Origin of the sequence: Rhodococcus opacus B4, from assembly GCF_000010805.1 — a bacterium.
In the GTDB taxonomy this organism is placed as follows: domain Bacteria; phylum Actinomycetota; class Actinomycetes; order Mycobacteriales; family Mycobacteriaceae; genus Rhodococcus_F; species Rhodococcus_F opacus_C.
In genome coordinates, this window is sequence record NC_012522.1 from 3,815,123 (window position 1) to 3,830,810 (window position 15,688).

17 protein-coding genes and 1 tRNA gene are annotated in these 15,688 nt (G+C 67.4%); 6 read left to right on the forward strand and 12 right to left on the reverse strand.

The annotated features are described in order from the left end of the window. Positions 1–227: 227 nt before the first annotated feature. Positions 228–1,526 carry a DUF3662 and FHA domain-containing protein gene (locus tag ROP_RS17370; RefSeq protein WP_012690705.1) on the reverse strand — a complete coding sequence of 433 codons (1,299 nt, stop codon included), beginning with the start codon at positions 1,524–1,526 and terminating at the stop codon, positions 228–230. Positions 1,527–1,781: 255 nt separating this feature from the next. Here ROP_RS17370 and ROP_RS17375 point away from each other — a divergent pair. Continuing rightward, positions 1,782–1,867 (forward strand) — tRNA-Leu (locus ROP_RS17375). 81 nt (positions 1,868–1,948) lie between these two features. Here ROP_RS17375 and ROP_RS17380 read toward each other — a convergent pair. After that, positions 1,949–2,395 carry a hypothetical protein gene (locus ROP_RS17380; protein ID WP_012690706.1) on the reverse strand — a complete coding sequence of 149 codons (447 nt, stop codon included), beginning with the start codon at positions 2,393–2,395 and terminating at the stop codon, positions 1,949–1,951. 273 nt (positions 2,396–2,668) lie between these two features. Here ROP_RS17380 and ROP_RS17390 point away from each other — a divergent pair, with 273 nt between their 5' ends. Genes ROP_RS17390 through ROP_RS17405 form a run of 4 tightly spaced genes read left to right on the forward strand, consistent with a single transcriptional unit; the run spans position 2,669 to position 4,955 of the window. After that, positions 2,669–3,064, forward strand: coding sequence for a DUF6292 family protein (locus tag ROP_RS17390; RefSeq protein WP_012690707.1), 396 nt, complete (start codon positions 2,669–2,671; stop codon positions 3,062–3,064). A gap of 54 nt (positions 3,065–3,118) precedes the next feature. Beyond that, a complete protein-coding gene (locus tag ROP_RS17395) occupies positions 3,119–3,772 on the forward strand; it encodes a hypothetical protein (protein ID WP_012690708.1) in 654 nt (217 codons plus the stop codon). Then, on the forward strand, positions 3,769–4,230 hold the full coding sequence (locus ROP_RS17400) for an RDD family protein (RefSeq protein ID WP_012690709.1): 462 nt from the start codon (positions 3,769–3,771) through the stop codon (positions 4,228–4,230). Before ROP_RS17395 ends, ROP_RS17400 begins: the two co-directional genes overlap by 4 nt. Before the next feature lie 41 nt (positions 4,231–4,271). After that, positions 4,272–4,955 (forward strand): helix-turn-helix domain-containing protein, encoded by a 684-nt coding sequence (locus tag ROP_RS17405; protein WP_012690710.1) that lies wholly within the window; start codon positions 4,272–4,274, stop codon positions 4,953–4,955. On the opposite strand, the gene ROP_RS17410 is transcribed toward ROP_RS17405, so the two are convergent. Continuing rightward, the gene (locus ROP_RS17410; RefSeq protein WP_012690711.1) at positions 4,945–5,340 is read right to left on the reverse strand and encodes a VOC family protein; all 396 of its coding nucleotides are present in this window, start codon (positions 5,338–5,340) and stop codon (positions 4,945–4,947) included. The two genes, ROP_RS17405 and ROP_RS17410, sit on opposite strands and share 11 nt — an antisense overlap. Before the next feature lie 105 nt (positions 5,341–5,445). On the opposite strand from ROP_RS17410, the gene ROP_RS17415 reads away from it, so the two are divergent. Next, a complete protein-coding gene (locus ROP_RS17415; RefSeq protein ID WP_012690712.1) occupies positions 5,446–5,841 on the forward strand; it encodes an SRPBCC family protein in 396 nt (131 codons plus the stop codon). Positions 5,842–6,445: 604 nt separating this feature from the next. On the opposite strand, the gene ROP_RS17420 is transcribed toward ROP_RS17415, so the two are convergent. The 9 genes from ROP_RS17420 to ROP_RS17450 all read right to left on the reverse strand — a co-directional run bounded on the left by ROP_RS17420 (position 6,446) and on the right by ROP_RS17450 (position 15,547). Continuing rightward, the gene (locus tag ROP_RS17420) at positions 6,446–6,697 is read right to left on the reverse strand and encodes a DUF7660 family protein (protein ID WP_043826653.1); all 252 of its coding nucleotides are present in this window, start codon (positions 6,695–6,697) and stop codon (positions 6,446–6,448) included. Between the two features lie 95 nt (positions 6,698–6,792). Continuing rightward, positions 6,793–7,302, reverse strand: a complete 510-nt coding sequence (locus ROP_RS42655; protein ID WP_148222487.1) for a hypothetical protein — start codon at positions 7,300–7,302, stop codon at positions 6,793–6,795. Positions 7,303–7,340: 38 nt separating this feature from the next. Continuing rightward, a complete protein-coding gene (locus ROP_RS44180) occupies positions 7,341–8,885 on the reverse strand; it encodes an RHS repeat-associated core domain-containing protein (RefSeq protein WP_012690713.1) in 1,545 nt (514 codons plus the stop codon). A gap of 230 nt (positions 8,886–9,115) precedes the next feature. Further along, positions 9,116–12,118: a putative T7SS-secreted protein gene (locus ROP_RS45265; protein ID WP_050785091.1), complete on the reverse strand. Its 3,003-nt coding sequence runs from the start codon at positions 12,116–12,118 to the stop codon at positions 9,116–9,118. Beyond that, the gene (locus ROP_RS17430) at positions 12,115–12,735 is read right to left on the reverse strand and encodes a hypothetical protein (RefSeq protein ID WP_012690714.1); all 621 of its coding nucleotides are present in this window, start codon (positions 12,733–12,735) and stop codon (positions 12,115–12,117) included. Before ROP_RS17430 ends, ROP_RS45265 begins: the two co-directional genes overlap by 4 nt. Continuing rightward, the gene (locus ROP_RS17435) at positions 12,735–13,112 is read right to left on the reverse strand and encodes a hypothetical protein (protein WP_012690715.1); all 378 of its coding nucleotides are present in this window, start codon (positions 13,110–13,112) and stop codon (positions 12,735–12,737) included. The genes ROP_RS17430 and ROP_RS17435 overlap by 1 nt, the downstream gene beginning before the upstream one ends. A gap of 58 nt (positions 13,113–13,170) precedes the next feature. Further along, positions 13,171–13,938: a hypothetical protein gene (locus ROP_RS17440; protein WP_012690716.1), complete on the reverse strand. Its 768-nt coding sequence runs from the start codon at positions 13,936–13,938 to the stop codon at positions 13,171–13,173. Continuing rightward, positions 13,935–14,594 carry a hypothetical protein gene (locus tag ROP_RS17445; protein ID WP_080512494.1) on the reverse strand — a complete coding sequence of 220 codons (660 nt, stop codon included), beginning with the start codon at positions 14,592–14,594 and terminating at the stop codon, positions 13,935–13,937. The genes ROP_RS17440 and ROP_RS17445 overlap by 4 nt, the downstream gene beginning before the upstream one ends. 71 nt (positions 14,595–14,665) lie before the next feature. Further along, positions 14,666–15,547, reverse strand: a complete 882-nt coding sequence (locus ROP_RS17450) for a hypothetical protein (RefSeq protein ID WP_043824902.1) — start codon at positions 15,545–15,547, stop codon at positions 14,666–14,668. Between the last annotated feature and the right edge of the window lie 141 nt (positions 15,548–15,688).

A 15,688-nucleotide genomic window follows, 5' to 3' on the forward strand; every position in this document is an offset into this window, starting at 1 on the left:
GGTCGAGACTCCGGCGTCTTTTTCTCGCAGCATCATAGGGGCAACCCGCACCCTGCGATCAGGATACGGACAGCCCACAACGATACGGAGTCCCCACCGTGTTACGTCCGACACGGGCTCCGACGCGATGTCGGTCCAGTATCGAAGCCGTCTCGGTTGTGTCTCGGCGAGGGGTTTCGGGTTCGGGTCTCGGCGATGTCTCTTCGGGGTCCCAACTCGGTGGAGTCTCAGAGGATTCGGACCAGGATCTCCGAATGACCGGCCCGGATGATGTCTCCGTCGGCCAGCTGCCAGTCCTGCACCGGGGCACCGTTGACGGTGGTGCCGTTGGTGGAACCCAGGTCGGACAGCATCGCGACCTGACCGTCCCAGCGAATGTCGATGTGGCGGCGCGACACACCGGTGTCGGGGAGGCGGAACTGCGCCTCCTGGCCGCGGCCGATGATGTTGTTGCCCTCACGCAGCTGGAAGTGGCGTCCGCTGCCGTCCTCGAGCTGCAGAGTCGCCGTGAACGTGTGGCCGTCGGGTGCGTACGCCTGCTGGCCGTAGCCGCCCTGGTCGTAGTCGGCGTAGCCCTGCTGGTCGTACTGCTGCTGGTCGTAGCCGCCCTGGCCGTACCCGCCGCGGTCGTAACCCTGGTCGTAGCCCTGCGGCTGCTGGTAGCCGGCGTCGGCGTAGGAACCGTCCGGGTAGCGCGCGGGCGCCTGCTGGTCGTAGCCGCCCTGGTAGTCCTGCTGGTAGCCGCCCTGCTGGTAGTCGTAACCGGCGTCCGCGGGCTGCTCGTAGCCGGGAGCCTGCGCGCCCTGGTCGTACGCCTGACCGTAGGCCTGGTCCTGGGGGTACCCACCGCGCTGGTCGTCGGGGTACTGCTGCTGGTCGTAGCCGCCCTGCTGATAGCCGCCGCGGTCGTAACCGTTCTGGTAGCCCTGCGGGTATCGCTGGTCCTGACCTGCATGGGCATGACCGTTGCGCGCGTACTGCGGGTCGGGATTGCGGTTGCCCGCTGGTTCGCGGCTGGGGTCGTAGCCTGAGTTCTGCGTCATGGGGCCAGCTCCTGGATTCGACGTGACGGGTACAAACGGTGCCTGTGGTCGCGGTGCGGGACCGCGTGGCGGTTCGGGTCGCCCCGGCGTGGCCGCACCCTGGCGGCCGGCGTCCGGATCCACCGAACCCCGGGTGCGGAACTGCCCGGTGTGCAGTGACGGCGAGGGTTCGAACGCGACATGAATGGGACCATACGTCTGCCAGCCCTGGTCGCGAATGAAGTCTTCGAGGTGTCGGGCGAAGGCCTTGACCGTCAACTCACGGTCGGCGGCGAGTTCTTCGTGATCCGAGTTGTTGATGGCGATGACATAGCTGTTCGGCGCGAGCAGGTGCCCGCCGTCCAGTTGCCGGATCCGGTCGGAGGCTTCCTGCTGCAGCGCGGCCTCCACCTCCTGCGGCACCACACCACCGCCGAAGACCCGGGCGAACGCGTCACCCACGGCTCCCTGGAGCTTCCGCTCGAAACGTTGAACTATCCCCATCGGAACCTCCTCACGGTGTCTGTCGGTCGGGCCTTCTGTCCTCGGTGCGCAGTGGCTGTGACGAGACACGTTCGTGTCGCGCCGCTGCCGTGCGTGTATCCCACGGTACTGTCATTGCCTCGGGCCATGACACGGGTCCACGCCCTTGCATGATATCGGTCTTTGCCTGGACGGGTGTTTCTGTCGCCGTTTCGGGGTCTGACCTGTACGAATCGTGATTTCTGGCGTCCTCGTGTTAATGTTTCCGGGTCGCTCGGGCGAGTGGCGGAATGGCAGACGCGCTGGCTTCAGGTGCCAGTGTCCTTCGGGACGTGGGGGTTCAAGTCCCCCTTCGCCCACCACCAGCGATTCTTCGGAATCGCGACAACGAGGCCACGAACTCTCCGGAGTTCGTGGCCTCGTTTCGTTGGCGGTACCGGGGTCTACTGGGGGCGGATCGGATTGCACCCGACGCTGACGTACGTGACGATCCCCTCCTGCAGTCCGCAGGTCGTGTACGCGCCCGTGGAGACGCCGACCTCCCACCACGGCGCGCCGTTCCCGGCGACGCACGATCCGGTGGACGGTGTCCCGGCCGGCACCCACACGCCGTCGCGGCGATAGCCCTGGATCCACGGAATGTGCGACACACCGCCCGGTCCCGGAATCGCCCGCGGCGTCAGGCCGAAGCATTCGACCGTCCCGATGTGTACGGCGGTCCTGCCTGCGGGCACGTCCTGCGCCGTGCAGTGCGACGTCCCGGACGTGGGTGTGGTCGCGGTGTGACAGTCGGCCGTGGGCTCGGCCTGCGCGGGTGCGGAGCCCAGAGCAACCAGGGCGGCGGACGACGCGGCCGCTCCGGCGAGAATCCTGAGGAACCTGTGGGTCATCGAATACTCCTTCGGGTCCGGATGTTGTCTGTGTCGGTGCGGCACCGGATTCCGTTAGCCGACAGACCCGCCGGGGTGGTGTCATCCCCACCCCAGGGTGCCTACCCGGGCGGCCGGCACAGCCCGACGATGGAGTGGAAGCCACGTCGCGAACCTCCGGCCCTTTCCGACCGGAACCCGTCCCCTCGGTGGTTCGTGACGAATGACTCGAGTGTGAACCTGCCGTCCGGCTTCTTCCGCTCGGTTTCTGCGAACGTCGAGAGTGGGTTGTAGATGAGCATCAGCCAGGTCCGGGCCACCAGCTCGGCGAATGTCGGTGAGTACGTCGGGTCCGTCGCGGCGACGGTGGACGCCCTGTCGGTCGACTGGTGGTTCACCCCGGCGTTCGACGTGGTCGTGACCCTTTCCAGCGAGATCCCCTACTACCGCGGACGGAAGGCCGTCCTGGCCTGGAACCGCCACTTCGGGTGGTCGCTCGGAGTCCACGGCCTCTCGCAGGGGAACGTTCTGGTGGTCGAGGCGCTCGGGCTGGGGCCGGCACCGGATCCCGCGCAGTGCTCGGATCGGGTCGCCGAAATGCTCACCGAACTCGCCGGTTGGGCTCCTCAGCGGGCATCCGGAAAGCCTGCCCCACGAATCGTGCACGGCCCCGGCGCTCCTCGCGGGTGACCCAGATCGCGGGAACCCGTGCGGCCGCGGCGTCGACCGGCTTGGATAGCGGATATGGACGGCAGGAGAGCCCCCGATCCGCTGCGCCTCGCGGTCGGCGCCGCCGCGACCGCCGCCGGGGCCTTGCAGCGTGTGATCGGCTTCGGCATCGACACGGCGCGCCGCCTGCCGGGAGTCGAGCCCGTACTGGTCACGCTGGAGGAACGCGGCGCCGAGACACTGCGCGGCGCCGACGAACTAGCCGATCGGGTACTGCACACGGTGCTGCGGAGGGTCGTGCAGGCCGCCCTTCAGGAGGTGGATCTCACCACGATCGTCCGTGATCACGTCGACCTCGACGTCGTCGCCGAGGGCATCGACATCCAGCGCATCATCGACCGGGTGGATGTGGACGCCATCGCCGCCCGCGTCGACATCCCCATCATCCTCGATCGCGTCGACATCGACGCCGTCGCTGCCCGGATCGACGTGGATGCGATCGTCGACCGCGTCGACGTGGATTCCGTCATCGGACGCGTCGACCTGGTCGTTCTCGCCGACACCGTGATCGAGGGCGTCGACCTCCCGCGCATCATCCGTGAATCGACCGACTCGATGTCCAACGAGGCGGTCCGGGGCGTGCGCACCCAGGGCATGCAGGCCGACGACGCCGTCGCCGGATTCGTGGGCAAGTTGTTCGGGCGCGGGCACGAACCGGACGATGCATGAGCGCGCCGGCGCATCGTGCGGCCGGGATCGTCACCCGGGGTCTGGCCACCGGCATCGACCTCGCGGTCGTCCTGGCCGTGATGGGCGGCATCTACGTGGGCGCGCTGTTCCTGCGCCTGCTGTTCTCACCACAGGAGTTCTCGTTCCCCGACGCCAGCGCCTTGCTCTCCGTCACGTTGTTCATCGTCGTGTCGGTGGTGTATCTGACGGCGTGCTGGGCGGTCAGCGGCCGCACCGTCGGTGCCGTGACGATGGGGCTGCGGGTGGTCAGTCGCAACGGCGAACTGATCGGCTGGCTGCGCTCCCTCGTCCGGGCGGTGTTGTGCGTGATGTTCGGTTTCGGATTGCTATGGGCGGCCGTCGACCGTCGCCGCCGGTCGCTGCAGGACATCCTGCTGCGAACCGCCGTCGTCTACGACTGGGAGCCGGACCTGCACGCGAGCGAGCCGGAGACCTGACGCCGAAGCGGAATGTCGTGGTGGCTGCCTAGCATGGGGTCATGTACGCGGAACGGCGGTCGGTGCTCCCCGGCGCTGTGGTGTGGCAGAAGACCGCAGCCGGGGGTGCGGCTGCCATCCTGCCCGACGGCTGCATGGACCTCATCTGGATGAACGGCGACGTCGTCGTGGCGGGCCCCGACTCCCGGCCGTATCCCACCCGCAGCCGCGAGGGCGATCGTTACGTCGGATTGCGTTGTTCCCCAGGAATTCTCCCCGATCTCCTCGGTGTACCGGCCGAGGAACTGACCAATCTGCGGGTCCCGCTCGCCGACGTGCTGAGCGACCGCGGCACCGCGGAATTCCTCGGCCGGATCGGCGACGACGCCGACCCCGGGCGGACGCTCGAGGAGTTTGCACGGTCCCGTCGGCTTGTCGGGCCGCCGCCGGACGGCCGGATCCCCGTGATCGTCGGTCTGCTCGAGCAGCAGGCGTCCGTTCGCGAGGTCGCGGACCGGATCGGGGTCGGCGAGCGCCAGCTGCACCGCCTGTGCCGCCGGCAGTTCGGTTACGGGCCGAAGATGCTGGCCCGGATCCTGCGGTTGCAGTCGGCGCTGGGGTTGGCCGGGTCGTCCGTCCCCGCTGCGCAGGCGGCCGGCATGGCCGGGTTCGCCGACCAGGCCCACCTCATCCGGGAGGCTCAGGAGTTGACCGGCCGCACCTTCGGCCAGTTGGTCACGGCGTGAGCGCTGCGAACAGGTCCACGGAGTTGCCGTCGGGATCGTCGACGGTGGCGTAACGCTGCCCCCACGGTGCGTCCCACGGCCTCTTCTTGCCGGTGTAGCCGTCGCCCGTGATCTCGTCGAAGAGGCTGTCGACGCCTGCGGCGGTCCCGCAGTCGAAGGCGAGCGCGATGCGATGCCCTCCGGTGGGTTCGGTCCAGTCGGGTGTGAACGAGCGGATCGTCTCGATCGTGTCCCACAGCACGCGCATTCCGCCGGGAAATTCGAACTCGACGTGCGGCGCCTGATCGGCGTCGGCGGGAATGTCGAGTCCGAGTCGCCGGTAGAACGCGAGCGACGCGGGCAGGTCGCGGACGACCAGTTCGATGGCACTGAATGTTGCGGTCATGTCCAGAACGCTAACGACCTCGGGCCGACCCGAATTGAAGGTTTCGGACATCGCGGGTCCGATTTCTTCAATTCCCCGGGCCGTGCAGCGGGGATGCTGGGAGTCATGACCACCGAATCAACCCATGTCAGTGTGTTCATCGCTCGGACCGCCGCCGATGTGTACGCCTACGCGAGCGATCCCGCCAACCTCCCCGCCTGGGCCGCCGGCCTCAGCAGCACCATCACCCGCGACGGCGACCGCTGGCTCGCCGACTCCCCGATGGGTCAGGTGGCCGTGACCTTCGCACCCGCCAACGATTACGGCATCCTCGACCACGACGTCACCCTCCCGTCCGGCGACACCGTCTACAACCCCGTCCGCATCATCCCCGACGGTGACCACAGCGAAGTCGTCTTCACCATCCGCCGCCGCGACGGCGTCACCGCCGAAGAGTTCGCCGACGACGCCGCAGCCGTCACCGCCGACCTGCAGAAGCTGAAGGCGTTGCTGGAGGGGTGAGGATTCGGTGCCGGCCGTCGCGTTTGCGGCGCGGTCGGTCGAGTTTGCACACTGATTTGCTAAACGCCCACGCAATTTCCTGTGCAAATAGCTAATCCATGAGCAAACGTCTCGAACGGCATGCGGTGTCTTCAGCGAAGCACGAGTGAATCCTTTACGCTAATTTTTTCGCCGACGGTGATAGTCAAGGCGCCGCCGATTTCAGCTGATTCGAATTCGATTGCAATGACGAGCTCCCCCTTGGATTCAGACAGCCGGAGCCTTGTTGCTCCGTCGCGAAACATATCCAGGACGAGTCGTGAGAGGATCGAAAATCGGAGCCTGATTGAACGGCCCAAAGGGTCGACGACAGTTCGACACCTTCATCGCCATCACGTGATGCGCGGAGGATATAGCCACCCGGCGTATCAGGAAGCGGTTGAGACGCTATTTGATGGAACTCCGCCAATTCATCCGAAGTGGGAAATGCGAACTGGTGGTACACGCGGTTGAGTCTTGCATAGCCGCGCACCGATTGGTCATCCGCGTACGCAATTGCGGATGCAAACAGCTAAAATGCGCGCGGATGCAAGGTAATCTAGGTGTCGGATTAGCTTGGAACGAGCTATTCATATCGAAGTGCGGCAGTGAGAATCGTCGCGATGAAGCTCCAGTTCTCGTTCCTCGGCATTGATAGACCTAAGTTGCCGAAGTAACCATCCATGTCCTCGGTCCAGGCCGCAGCTGCTGAGAGGTAGTCATGTGTTGTGAGATTCTCGAATTCTTCCCCGCGACTGGCCACCTCAGCTGCGAGATTGCGGATGAACTCGATGAATTCTTCGCGAGTCTGGACCCCGCTTGGTCTCGAGACAGCCATGTTCGTCCTCAATTCGAGATTCCCCGGTTCCATCCGGGCTTCAATGGGAGTCCACCATGCGAATGCTCACTGGGAAGAACGGTTATGCGGGCCAGCTAGCCACGGGCGATTGTCGAGTACACAACTTCCAGTTCGGACTGCCAGTTGGGGAATCCCGATACCAGGGTCGCCGGATCGTCGGATGTCAGATCAGGCTGAGATTCTCCAATGCTCCTCACGTTTCCTTCAAAGAAGGAAGCCCATTTTCCCTTTGCCTCGAATGTGGATTGCGGAGAGCACGCTAGTTCGATTTTGTAGTCCGTGGCAGACGGGGTGGGTTTCGATCCGACGACAGTCCTCATCATGGTGTCAGCTTCGAGAGCATCCGATACCCACGAATAGCCTGAAACTCCTCCGATGACGAGAAGTGCAGTATTTCCGACATCGAGCTGCAGTGCCGTCCTCAGATCGAGCAACAAGCCTACGACAGAACTTGACGCAAAGTGTCGCACATCCAGGAGCGCACATTCCTGCAGCAAGTCGTCGATCAGTAGCGGATCCCAGTCGGTCTTGCCGATCGGACTCTGGTGGAGGTCAGAACGGACGATGGATTCGACGGTTGCCATTGGACCTTCTCTTCAATGTAGTGAAACTGCCTGCGAATTCATGGATTCGGGTCGGGCAATGGAATGTGTGCAAACGGATCAGCCTTGCCTACCGTAGTCCGGCCTGTTATCGGATTGACCGTTTGTCCAGCAGAGTTTTGGTACACGGCATAACCATGCGGGTAACTCCAGCGAGGAGTAGTGACAGGGTCCATGATCCGTACGGACGTGACGCGTGGATCCAGGCCAGGTGTGTTTGGTGAAATTGGATACTGCAATCCCTTCCCGGAATCCACCGGTGTGCCCACGGCTCCGGGCTGTACAGCAGGCAACGATTCCCCGTTCGGCCCTTCGATGGTCGTGGGTGGACATGGCACCAAGCCGAGGGGATCGGTCCATCCGGTGGGGTTGTGGGGGTAGGTGTTCGGGTTGGGTGAGGGGGCGAGGCCGAGTGGGTCTTGGGTGAGGTATCGGGCGGTGTGGGGGTTGTAGTACCGGTGCAGGTTGTAGTGGAGGCCGGTTTCGGGGTCGTGGTATTGGCCGGGGAAGCGGAGGTGTGTGTCGGTGGCGCCGCGCCAGGTGGTGTGTCCCCACAGGTCGGTGGTGGCGTCGGCGACGCTGTCGGCGGTTCGGGGGTCGACGAGTTCTACGGGGGTTCCGACGAGGTCGGTGACGATGGCGTAGAACTCGGCGTCGACGGAGCCTTGATCGACGGCTTGGGTGAGTGGTGTGTAGCTGCCGTGCTGGTAGGTCCAGCGGGTGGTCGTGTCGCCTGCGGTCTGCTCGAGGAGGTGCGTGCCGTCCCAGGTGTATCGGATGAGTTCGGCGACGGCGACGGCGCCGTCGTGGTCGAGTCGGTGTTTGGTGGTGCGTCGGCCGAGGGCGTCGTAGGTGTAGTGCCAGTGCGGGCCGTCGGGGGTGGTGACGTCGGTGAGCTGATCGAACGCGTTGTAGCGGTAGTGCCACACGTCGGGTGCATGTGAGGGCCGGGTGGTGGTCTTCCGGATCAGGCGTCCGACGGCGTCGTAGTGGAATCTGGTGCGCCCGTCACGGACGAGCAGATTGCCGAGGTACTCGCGACGATCCGACCCGGAATCGGTGATGTTGCCGAGCGGGTCGTAGCTGTACTGCTCGGTGGGGTGGCCGTCCTGCACGACCGCGGTGATCCGGCCGGCCGGGTCGAGGTCGAAACTGCGGTGGACGGCATCGATAGCGTCGCGACGGATGTTGTGGTCGACGAGGTATCCGTCGGGGCGGTATGCGTAGCAGTCCTGCCTCATAGCCCGAGGCGGGGCGCTCGCCTCCACACCGAGGTTCAGGGTGGAGGCCGGGTGCGCGATCACGTCCTGGGTGGCGAGTTGGCCACGTGAGGTGTGGCCGCGGTGGACTGCGAGTTCGCCGACGCGCCAGTCGGTCACTCGGCCGACGGCGTCGTGACCGAACGTCAGATGGTGACCATCGGTGGTGAGTCCCAGTGGGCGTCCCGCGGGATCCCACTGCCAACTCGTCACGCTTCCGGTCGGGCTGGACCTGATGGTGCGTCGACCGACCGCGTCGTACTCGAACTGCAGCGCCGGATTGTCGTCGACGGTCTCGCTGACCAATTGCCCGGTCGGCGAGTACGCGAGTTGTAGCGAGTGGCCCGTGCGGGTGACGGCTGTGGTGACGCGTCCCGCGAGATCGTGCTCGTAGTGGAGGTGCTCGCCGGTGTCGGCGCGGATATCGGTGACCCTGCCGAGGACGTCGTAGGTGTGCCGTCGTGTGATGCCGGTGGCGGGGGTGACCGACGCGACGCGGCCCGCACCGTCGTACGTGTAAACAGTTGTGGCGCCGGTTAAATCGGTTTCCTCGGCGAGCCGGCCGACCGCGTCGTACCGGTACGACCACGTGGCACCCAGCGGGTTCGTGACGGAAACAAGTCTGCGCTCGGTGTCCCAGCCGTACGTGGTGGTGCTGCCGTCGGGATCGGTGCGGGCGGCGAGCAGGTCGAACGCGCCGTACTCGTAGGTGGTGGTGGCCCCGACTGCGTCCGTGTGGACCAGGAGGTTGCCCTCGCCGTCGTACGCCCAGGTTTCGGTGACGCCGTCCGGGTGGATGCGCGCGACGAGCTGACCGTCCGCCGACCATCGGTAGGCCGTGGACTGACCGGCGGGGTCGGTGACGGCGGTGGGCCGGCCGAATCCGTCCCGGGTGATGCGGGTGACGGCGCCGTTCGCGTCCGTGACGGCGGCCGGCAGTCCGGCCCGGTCGCATTCGACGGACGTGCGCGCCCCCGGCCGGGTCGATGATCGAGGTCAGGCTTCCGGACGGGTCGTAGCCGTACCGGGTGCGGCCACCTGATGCATCGACGACGGCAACCAGGTTTCCCCGCTCGTCCCATTCCTGCCGCGACACGGTGCCGTCGGGGTGGTGGATCGCCGCAGGTTGGCGGGGCCGGCGTAGTCGACGGCGACGACGTGCCCGTCCGGGCGGGTGATCCGGGCGACGTCTCCGTCTGCGGTGTAGAGGTAGCTCGTCGTCGCGCCGTCGGGTCCGACGATCCGGAGCGGTTCACGGCGGGCGTTGTAGTCGGTGTGGGTGCGTGACCCCGTGGCGTCGACCACGTCCCGCAGTCGCAGGTCGGAGTCGAAGCCGTGGATCGTCGCCGCGCCGGTCGAGTCGGTGACCACGGTGACGATGCCCGGACAGTCCGCGTTGCTGCGGTAGTCGAACGTCGAGTCGAGGATGCCGCCGGTGCCGTTCTGCCGGACCACCCTCCCCTCCGTGTCGTACGTGTTGACCATGCGGTTGCCGTTGCCGTCGGTCCACGACAGCATGCGGCCGTCGGCGTCGTACGTGTACCGCGTCGATCCGCCACCGCCCTTGACGACGGCGGTGAGTTGTCCGTCGGTGTAGTCGAAGCGGCGAATCGGCGAATCGGCGTCGCACCATCTCCGTCGACGACGGACAACCCGACGATCCGGCCCGCGCGAGTGTCGACGAGAACCCGGTAGCCACCGGAGTGCGACATCTCGACGGGAGCGCCGGAGGCGTCGTAGCGGAAGAGGATGCGATTGCGGTGGCGGTCGGTGATGGCACTGATTGCGAGGTTGCCGAGTGCGGAATCGAGGCCGCCCAGTTCCGGCTTGGGTGCGAAATGCCAGGTGAGTCCGCGGTCGGGGTCGGACACCTGGTAGCCGCCGGTGTCGGTGCGCGACAGCGGCCAGCGCTGCCCGGAATCCGGCATCACCGGCGCCCCGACCTCCGGATGCGGATACGTGAGCATGACGCCGTCCTCGGCGAGCAGCGTCACGCCCGGCTCTTCGACCACCACGCGCATGTCCACGGTGGACGACCACGACGGGCCGAACCACCGGCCGAATCGGTAGCCGGACCGATGCCGTCGGCCGAAGACCAGCGGCAGCACACCGGGAAGTGTCAGATCCGTTTCGGGGAGCAGGAATTCACCGGTCGCGACGTCGACGGGGTCGCGGCCTTCGCAGTTCTGGTCACTGGTGCGATCGGTTTCGGGTCCGGCATCGTGAGCGGCGTCGTTCACGCCCGAATCGGCGTCGGCGCGCTCGGCCGGACCGGGCTGCGCCGGTTCGGGAGACGGTACCGGGTCGGCGCCCGCGGGATGCGTATCCGGGTGCGGGGTGTCGGGTTTCGGGAGGTGGCTGACGTCGGCGACGTCGTCGAGGAGTCGGGCTCCGTTGCCGAGGTCGCCGGCGGTGTCGAGGACGTGAACTGCGGTGCGAGCGCCCGCGACTCCGGCGCCCGCGCCGCCGGTGGCGGCGGTGAGCACTGCGTCGCCGGTGAGGCCTCCGGCGAACTCGAGCGGGTTCTTCCGGATGTCGCCGACTATCGTCGAGACGACGGTTCCGGGGTCGGCGGCGGCGATCACGATCCCGGTCGCGAGGTTGGACAGGCCGGCCTGGTAGTCGGCCGGATGGGTCATGTTGTAGGTGGCGGTGGGGTTGACCTGCCGGACGAATTGGACGATTCCGCTGAGTCCGGTCAGCAGGCCGGAGTAGAAGTTGGCGACGCCCAGGTGGACGCCGTCGGTGGCGTCGGTGAGGTTGTTCATCCACCGTTCGGTGAAGGGTGGCTCGGTGGGGGCGGTCGCGGCGGCGCCGTTCAGCGCACCCGACACCTGGCCTGCGACGCCGTCGCGTTCGGCGCGGGCACCGCGCAGGATGTCGCGGGCCTCCTCGCGCATCGCGGTCCACGTGTCGACGAGTGGGTTATCTGCCTGTTGTTCACCGGTCAGTGCGTTGTACGCGGACTTCTTCGCCCGCTCCTCGTCGTCGGCCTGCTTCCATCTCGCCACCGCGTCGGCGGCCCTGGCCTGAGCGGCTTCGACGGTGTGCCCCCAGGAGACGAGGGTCTGGGCCGCGGAGTTCATCGCGTCGGCGGCGTCGTGCCACAGCCCGGGTTGCTTGTCGAAGACCTCGTTGAATCCGTCGGCCGCACTGCCCGTCCACCCGGCCGCGTCGACGGTGAGGAGCGCGTCGCCGGTGGAGCCGATGCTGGTGGCCAGGTCGGTCAGCGTGGTGGTCGCCTCGGAGATGGCGGACGGTTCGCCGCGGATCAGTTCCTTCGGGTCCTCGGTCTGCCCCAGATCCAGTTCGTCGACGGGGCCGCCGGTGACGCCGGCGATCTCGTCACCGAGGTCGGTCAGGGTGTCCGCGACGCCGTCCGCGCCGATCCGATGTGCAAGCCCTGCCGCGGAGTCGAGACCCGAGTCGACGGCTTGCCCGACGTTCTCCACGGTGCTCTCGATTGCGTCCTCGGCGGCGTCACCGAACTCGTCGATCGCGCCCTTCGCGTCGTCCCAGGTATCGCTGAGCCAGCTCACGACGCACCGCCGGCCGACATGATGCCTGCGGCCCGCTCCGACGCATCGGTGTCCCACGCTCGGGTCGTCCCCGAATCGAGCATGTCCGCCAGCGGCGAGACATTGGCCAGGGCCTGCGGACCGACTGCCGCGATGACCTGGTTGTTGGCGGCGACGGTCTGGTCCGCCGCCGCGAAGGATTCGAGGCTGTAGTCGGCGTTGAGCGTCTGGTTGATCGGGTTGTCGGCGAGGGTCTCACCCCACGTGCGGTCGCTGATCTCGTCGCCGCTGAGGTGGGGGTTTCCGACGGTGTTGGTCCACACGGTTTTCAGCGCATCGGAGTAGACCTGTTCGGTGGTGTAGTAGCTGCCCGCGGCCAGGTCGAGGACGCGCGCAATCTCGTTGGCCGACTGGACCAGATAGCGGACGCCCCACGACCACCGTTCCGCGAAGTCCTCGAGACTCGTCTGGACCTCGTGCTGTCCGGCCTCCATCGGCGAGAGTGTGAGGAGGGAGAACCCGCGCCCGGCGGACGCCGTTTCGCCGGTCCCGAGTCCGGACAGGGATTCGGTGATGGCCGTGATTCCCTGCGCGGCCTGGATCAGTACGGCGGGGTCGACCTCGAGGTGGTCACCCATCAGGGCACCTCCTCGACCACCGGCGGAAACGCCATCGGCGTGGCTCCGGCGACATCGATGACGACCCCGGTCGGCCCGGAAACTGTCGGCACGAGGACGTCGAGCAGCCGCCACCCGAACACGGTGTGGAAGCGTCGTGCCCCGCCCTGCTCGTCGCGGGCGAGCAGATATCGGGCGTACTCCTGCTCGCTGGTGAACGCGCACACACAAGTCAGTTCGCCGAACGTGCTGGTCAGCAGCCGGTCGTCGTCGGTCAGTGGGATGAGGAGCAGTGCCGAACGGAGGGCGTCGGTCAGCTGCGCCGGCTGGCCGAAACCCTGACGGAACGCGTCCATTTCAGCGAGCAGCGCGCTGCGATCGCCGGCGAATTCCCCCACGACAATCCCCCCGATGTCGAATGTCCTCCCGGCCCGGAAGGGTACTGGACGCGTCCGCTCAGACCAGTTCCGGACGACCCTCGGCCACGGCCGAGGCCGCGGCGGACACCCGCTCGTATGCGGCCCGGGTCTCCGGGGCCAGCCGCGCGTGATCGACGACGATGCCCATGCCCAGATGTTCGTCGTAGGGGATGGTTTCGATGCCCCATACCTGTCCGCCGAGGTACTCGCGGAGAAGGTCGACGTCCACCTGCCAGCCGGTGGCGTCCTGGTTCGACACGGTGACGACGGTACGTGCCAGTCCGGGTTCGCCGAGTGTGTCACCGATCGACTGCAGGGCCGCACGCAGACGATTGAACGCGTCGGCCCGGCACGGCACGACCAAAACGATCGGTGACGGGGAGGTCAGGAGCGGCGCGAGGTATCCGGCGCGCAACCGGTGCCCGAGATCGTGGACCCCACTCACCCGTCGAGTGCTCAGTGCGCTTGTGAGAGTGTGGAATTCGGATTCCACCGCGGTCTGGTTCCCGATGCGGTTCAGGATGCGGGTTCCGGCGGTCGTGCGCGAGCAGTAGCCGTCGAACACGTCGTCCGCGACGGGACCTGAGGCCACCAGTTGCTCCAGGCCGCTCACGGAGAGCAGGGCATCGGCGCCGCGTTCGGCGATATCACCGCCCGCAGGGGTGGCGTCGACGGCGACGACCGCTCCGCCGCGTGCCGCCTCGGTGTTGGCGAGCCCGAGGGCCGTCGTCGTGGCGCCGGCTCCACCGCACGCCCCGAGAACGAGAGTCGACACCGGAAGTGCTTGCTGCAGTTGGTCGGTCACTTCGCGTCTCCAATGGATGTGATGTACGTGCGACCGTCGCGGTCCGCGGTGGTCACGACCTGTTCGTACCGTTTCGTGGACCCGTCCGGCCGGAGTTCCGACAGCGTCACCGCGTAGCGGCCGGGTTCGGTCTCGGTGATGGCGAGGCAGTGCTCGGTGCCCTCCGGCACCGAGTCGATGCCGCGCTGGATCATCTCGGCGGAGCCCAGCGGTGCGTCGGGGGTGGCGACTTCGCGGGCCTTCGCGCCATTGCGGGCGACGTAGTAGGCGTGATCGAAGGCCAGGATCGCGGCGACTCCGTCGGACGTCCCGCCCGGACCGTTGCCGACGACGGTCGAGCCGTCGCGGGATGCGACGCACCAGCCCGAATCGGCGGCGGCGACAGGAGTTCCCTCGGAATTCGAGGTGAACACGGCGACTACACCGACGACGACGGCGACCACCGCCGCGGCAGCTCCGGCGACCGCGAACTTCCGCTTGCCGCGACCGTCCCGAACGGGCGAGGCGCTCTCGTGGCCCGGGCTCAGCCAGGTCGGTGCGGCGGGCTGCTCGGGCTCCGCGGCGGGAACCGCCGACCGCGGGGCCTCGGCCGGCGCGAAGGGCGGGTACCAGTGCGAGAAGCGGTCGAGGGGTGCCCTGTTCGGCGGTTCTGTCACAGTTGAATCCTCCACACCTCATTCCCCCACGCGGAGCCCACCCCTGACGGGCTCCGCGCGGGGCAATCGGATCACACGTGCAGCGTCGCCTGGCTGCGCACGTTCACGCCGGCGATCGTGGTGGTCGCCGCACCGCTGTCGGTCGATTGCAGCTGCGGCAGCTGCGGTGCGGGCAGGGACGCGATCGTCTGCACCAGCTGCGCGAACGCCGGGGACCGGTAGGCGGCGTCCGCGATCGCGGCGGCGACGGGTGTGACGTCGACGGGTGCCGACCAGTTCGTCGGGTGCTCGGCGTTGGAGTCGGCCGAGAACGCGGAGACGGTGGCGGCGGTCGGCGAGGACGGGTCGACGGCGATGCCCGCGGTTCCGGTGGCGTCGCCGACCCGCCAGCCGATGGTCCCGACGTACCCCTCGGGGTTGCCGTACTGGCGGCCGTTGACGGCCACCGGCACCGCGCCGACCAGCGTGTCGGCGGCCGCGTTCACCTCGACCACCGGCTTCGGCACGGGCAGGGCGGGGGCGACGGGTGCCTGGTGCGACTTCGGCATGTCTTCGGGGTCGATCCACACGGTCGCAGGCTGGGCGGCCTGTGCCTCGGCGACGACTTCCTCGGCCGCCGGTGCCGGGGCGTCCAGCGCCAGGTCGGGCGCGAGAGGAGCAGCGGGGACAGCGGTCTCGCCGCGGGGGACCGCCAGCGGAGCCTGCGGGGGAGCGGGCGTCGTCTCAGCGGGCGTCGTCTCAGCCGGAGCCGCCGGGTCGGTGACCCCCGGCTGGGACGTGCTGGGCGGCGTGGTCGGGACCGTCACGCCGGGCTGCGACGTGGTGGGCGCGGCCGACGGGTCGGTGACACCCGGCTGCGACGTCGACGGCGGCGTGGTGGGAGCGGCGTGTGCGGTGGCGGCTCCGAGCAGTGCGGCGGCGGACACCGAAATCGCGGCGGCCAGAGCGTGCATGCGGATTCTCAAGTCTGAACTCCTGAAGTCGAACGGACGTGGTTGATCGAACGGACTGGTGCTGACGAAGCAAACGCAGAAGAGATGCAGATCAGAGGCACCGAAAGAGGGAAGCGAGCACAGCAGAATGCGTCCACCGAC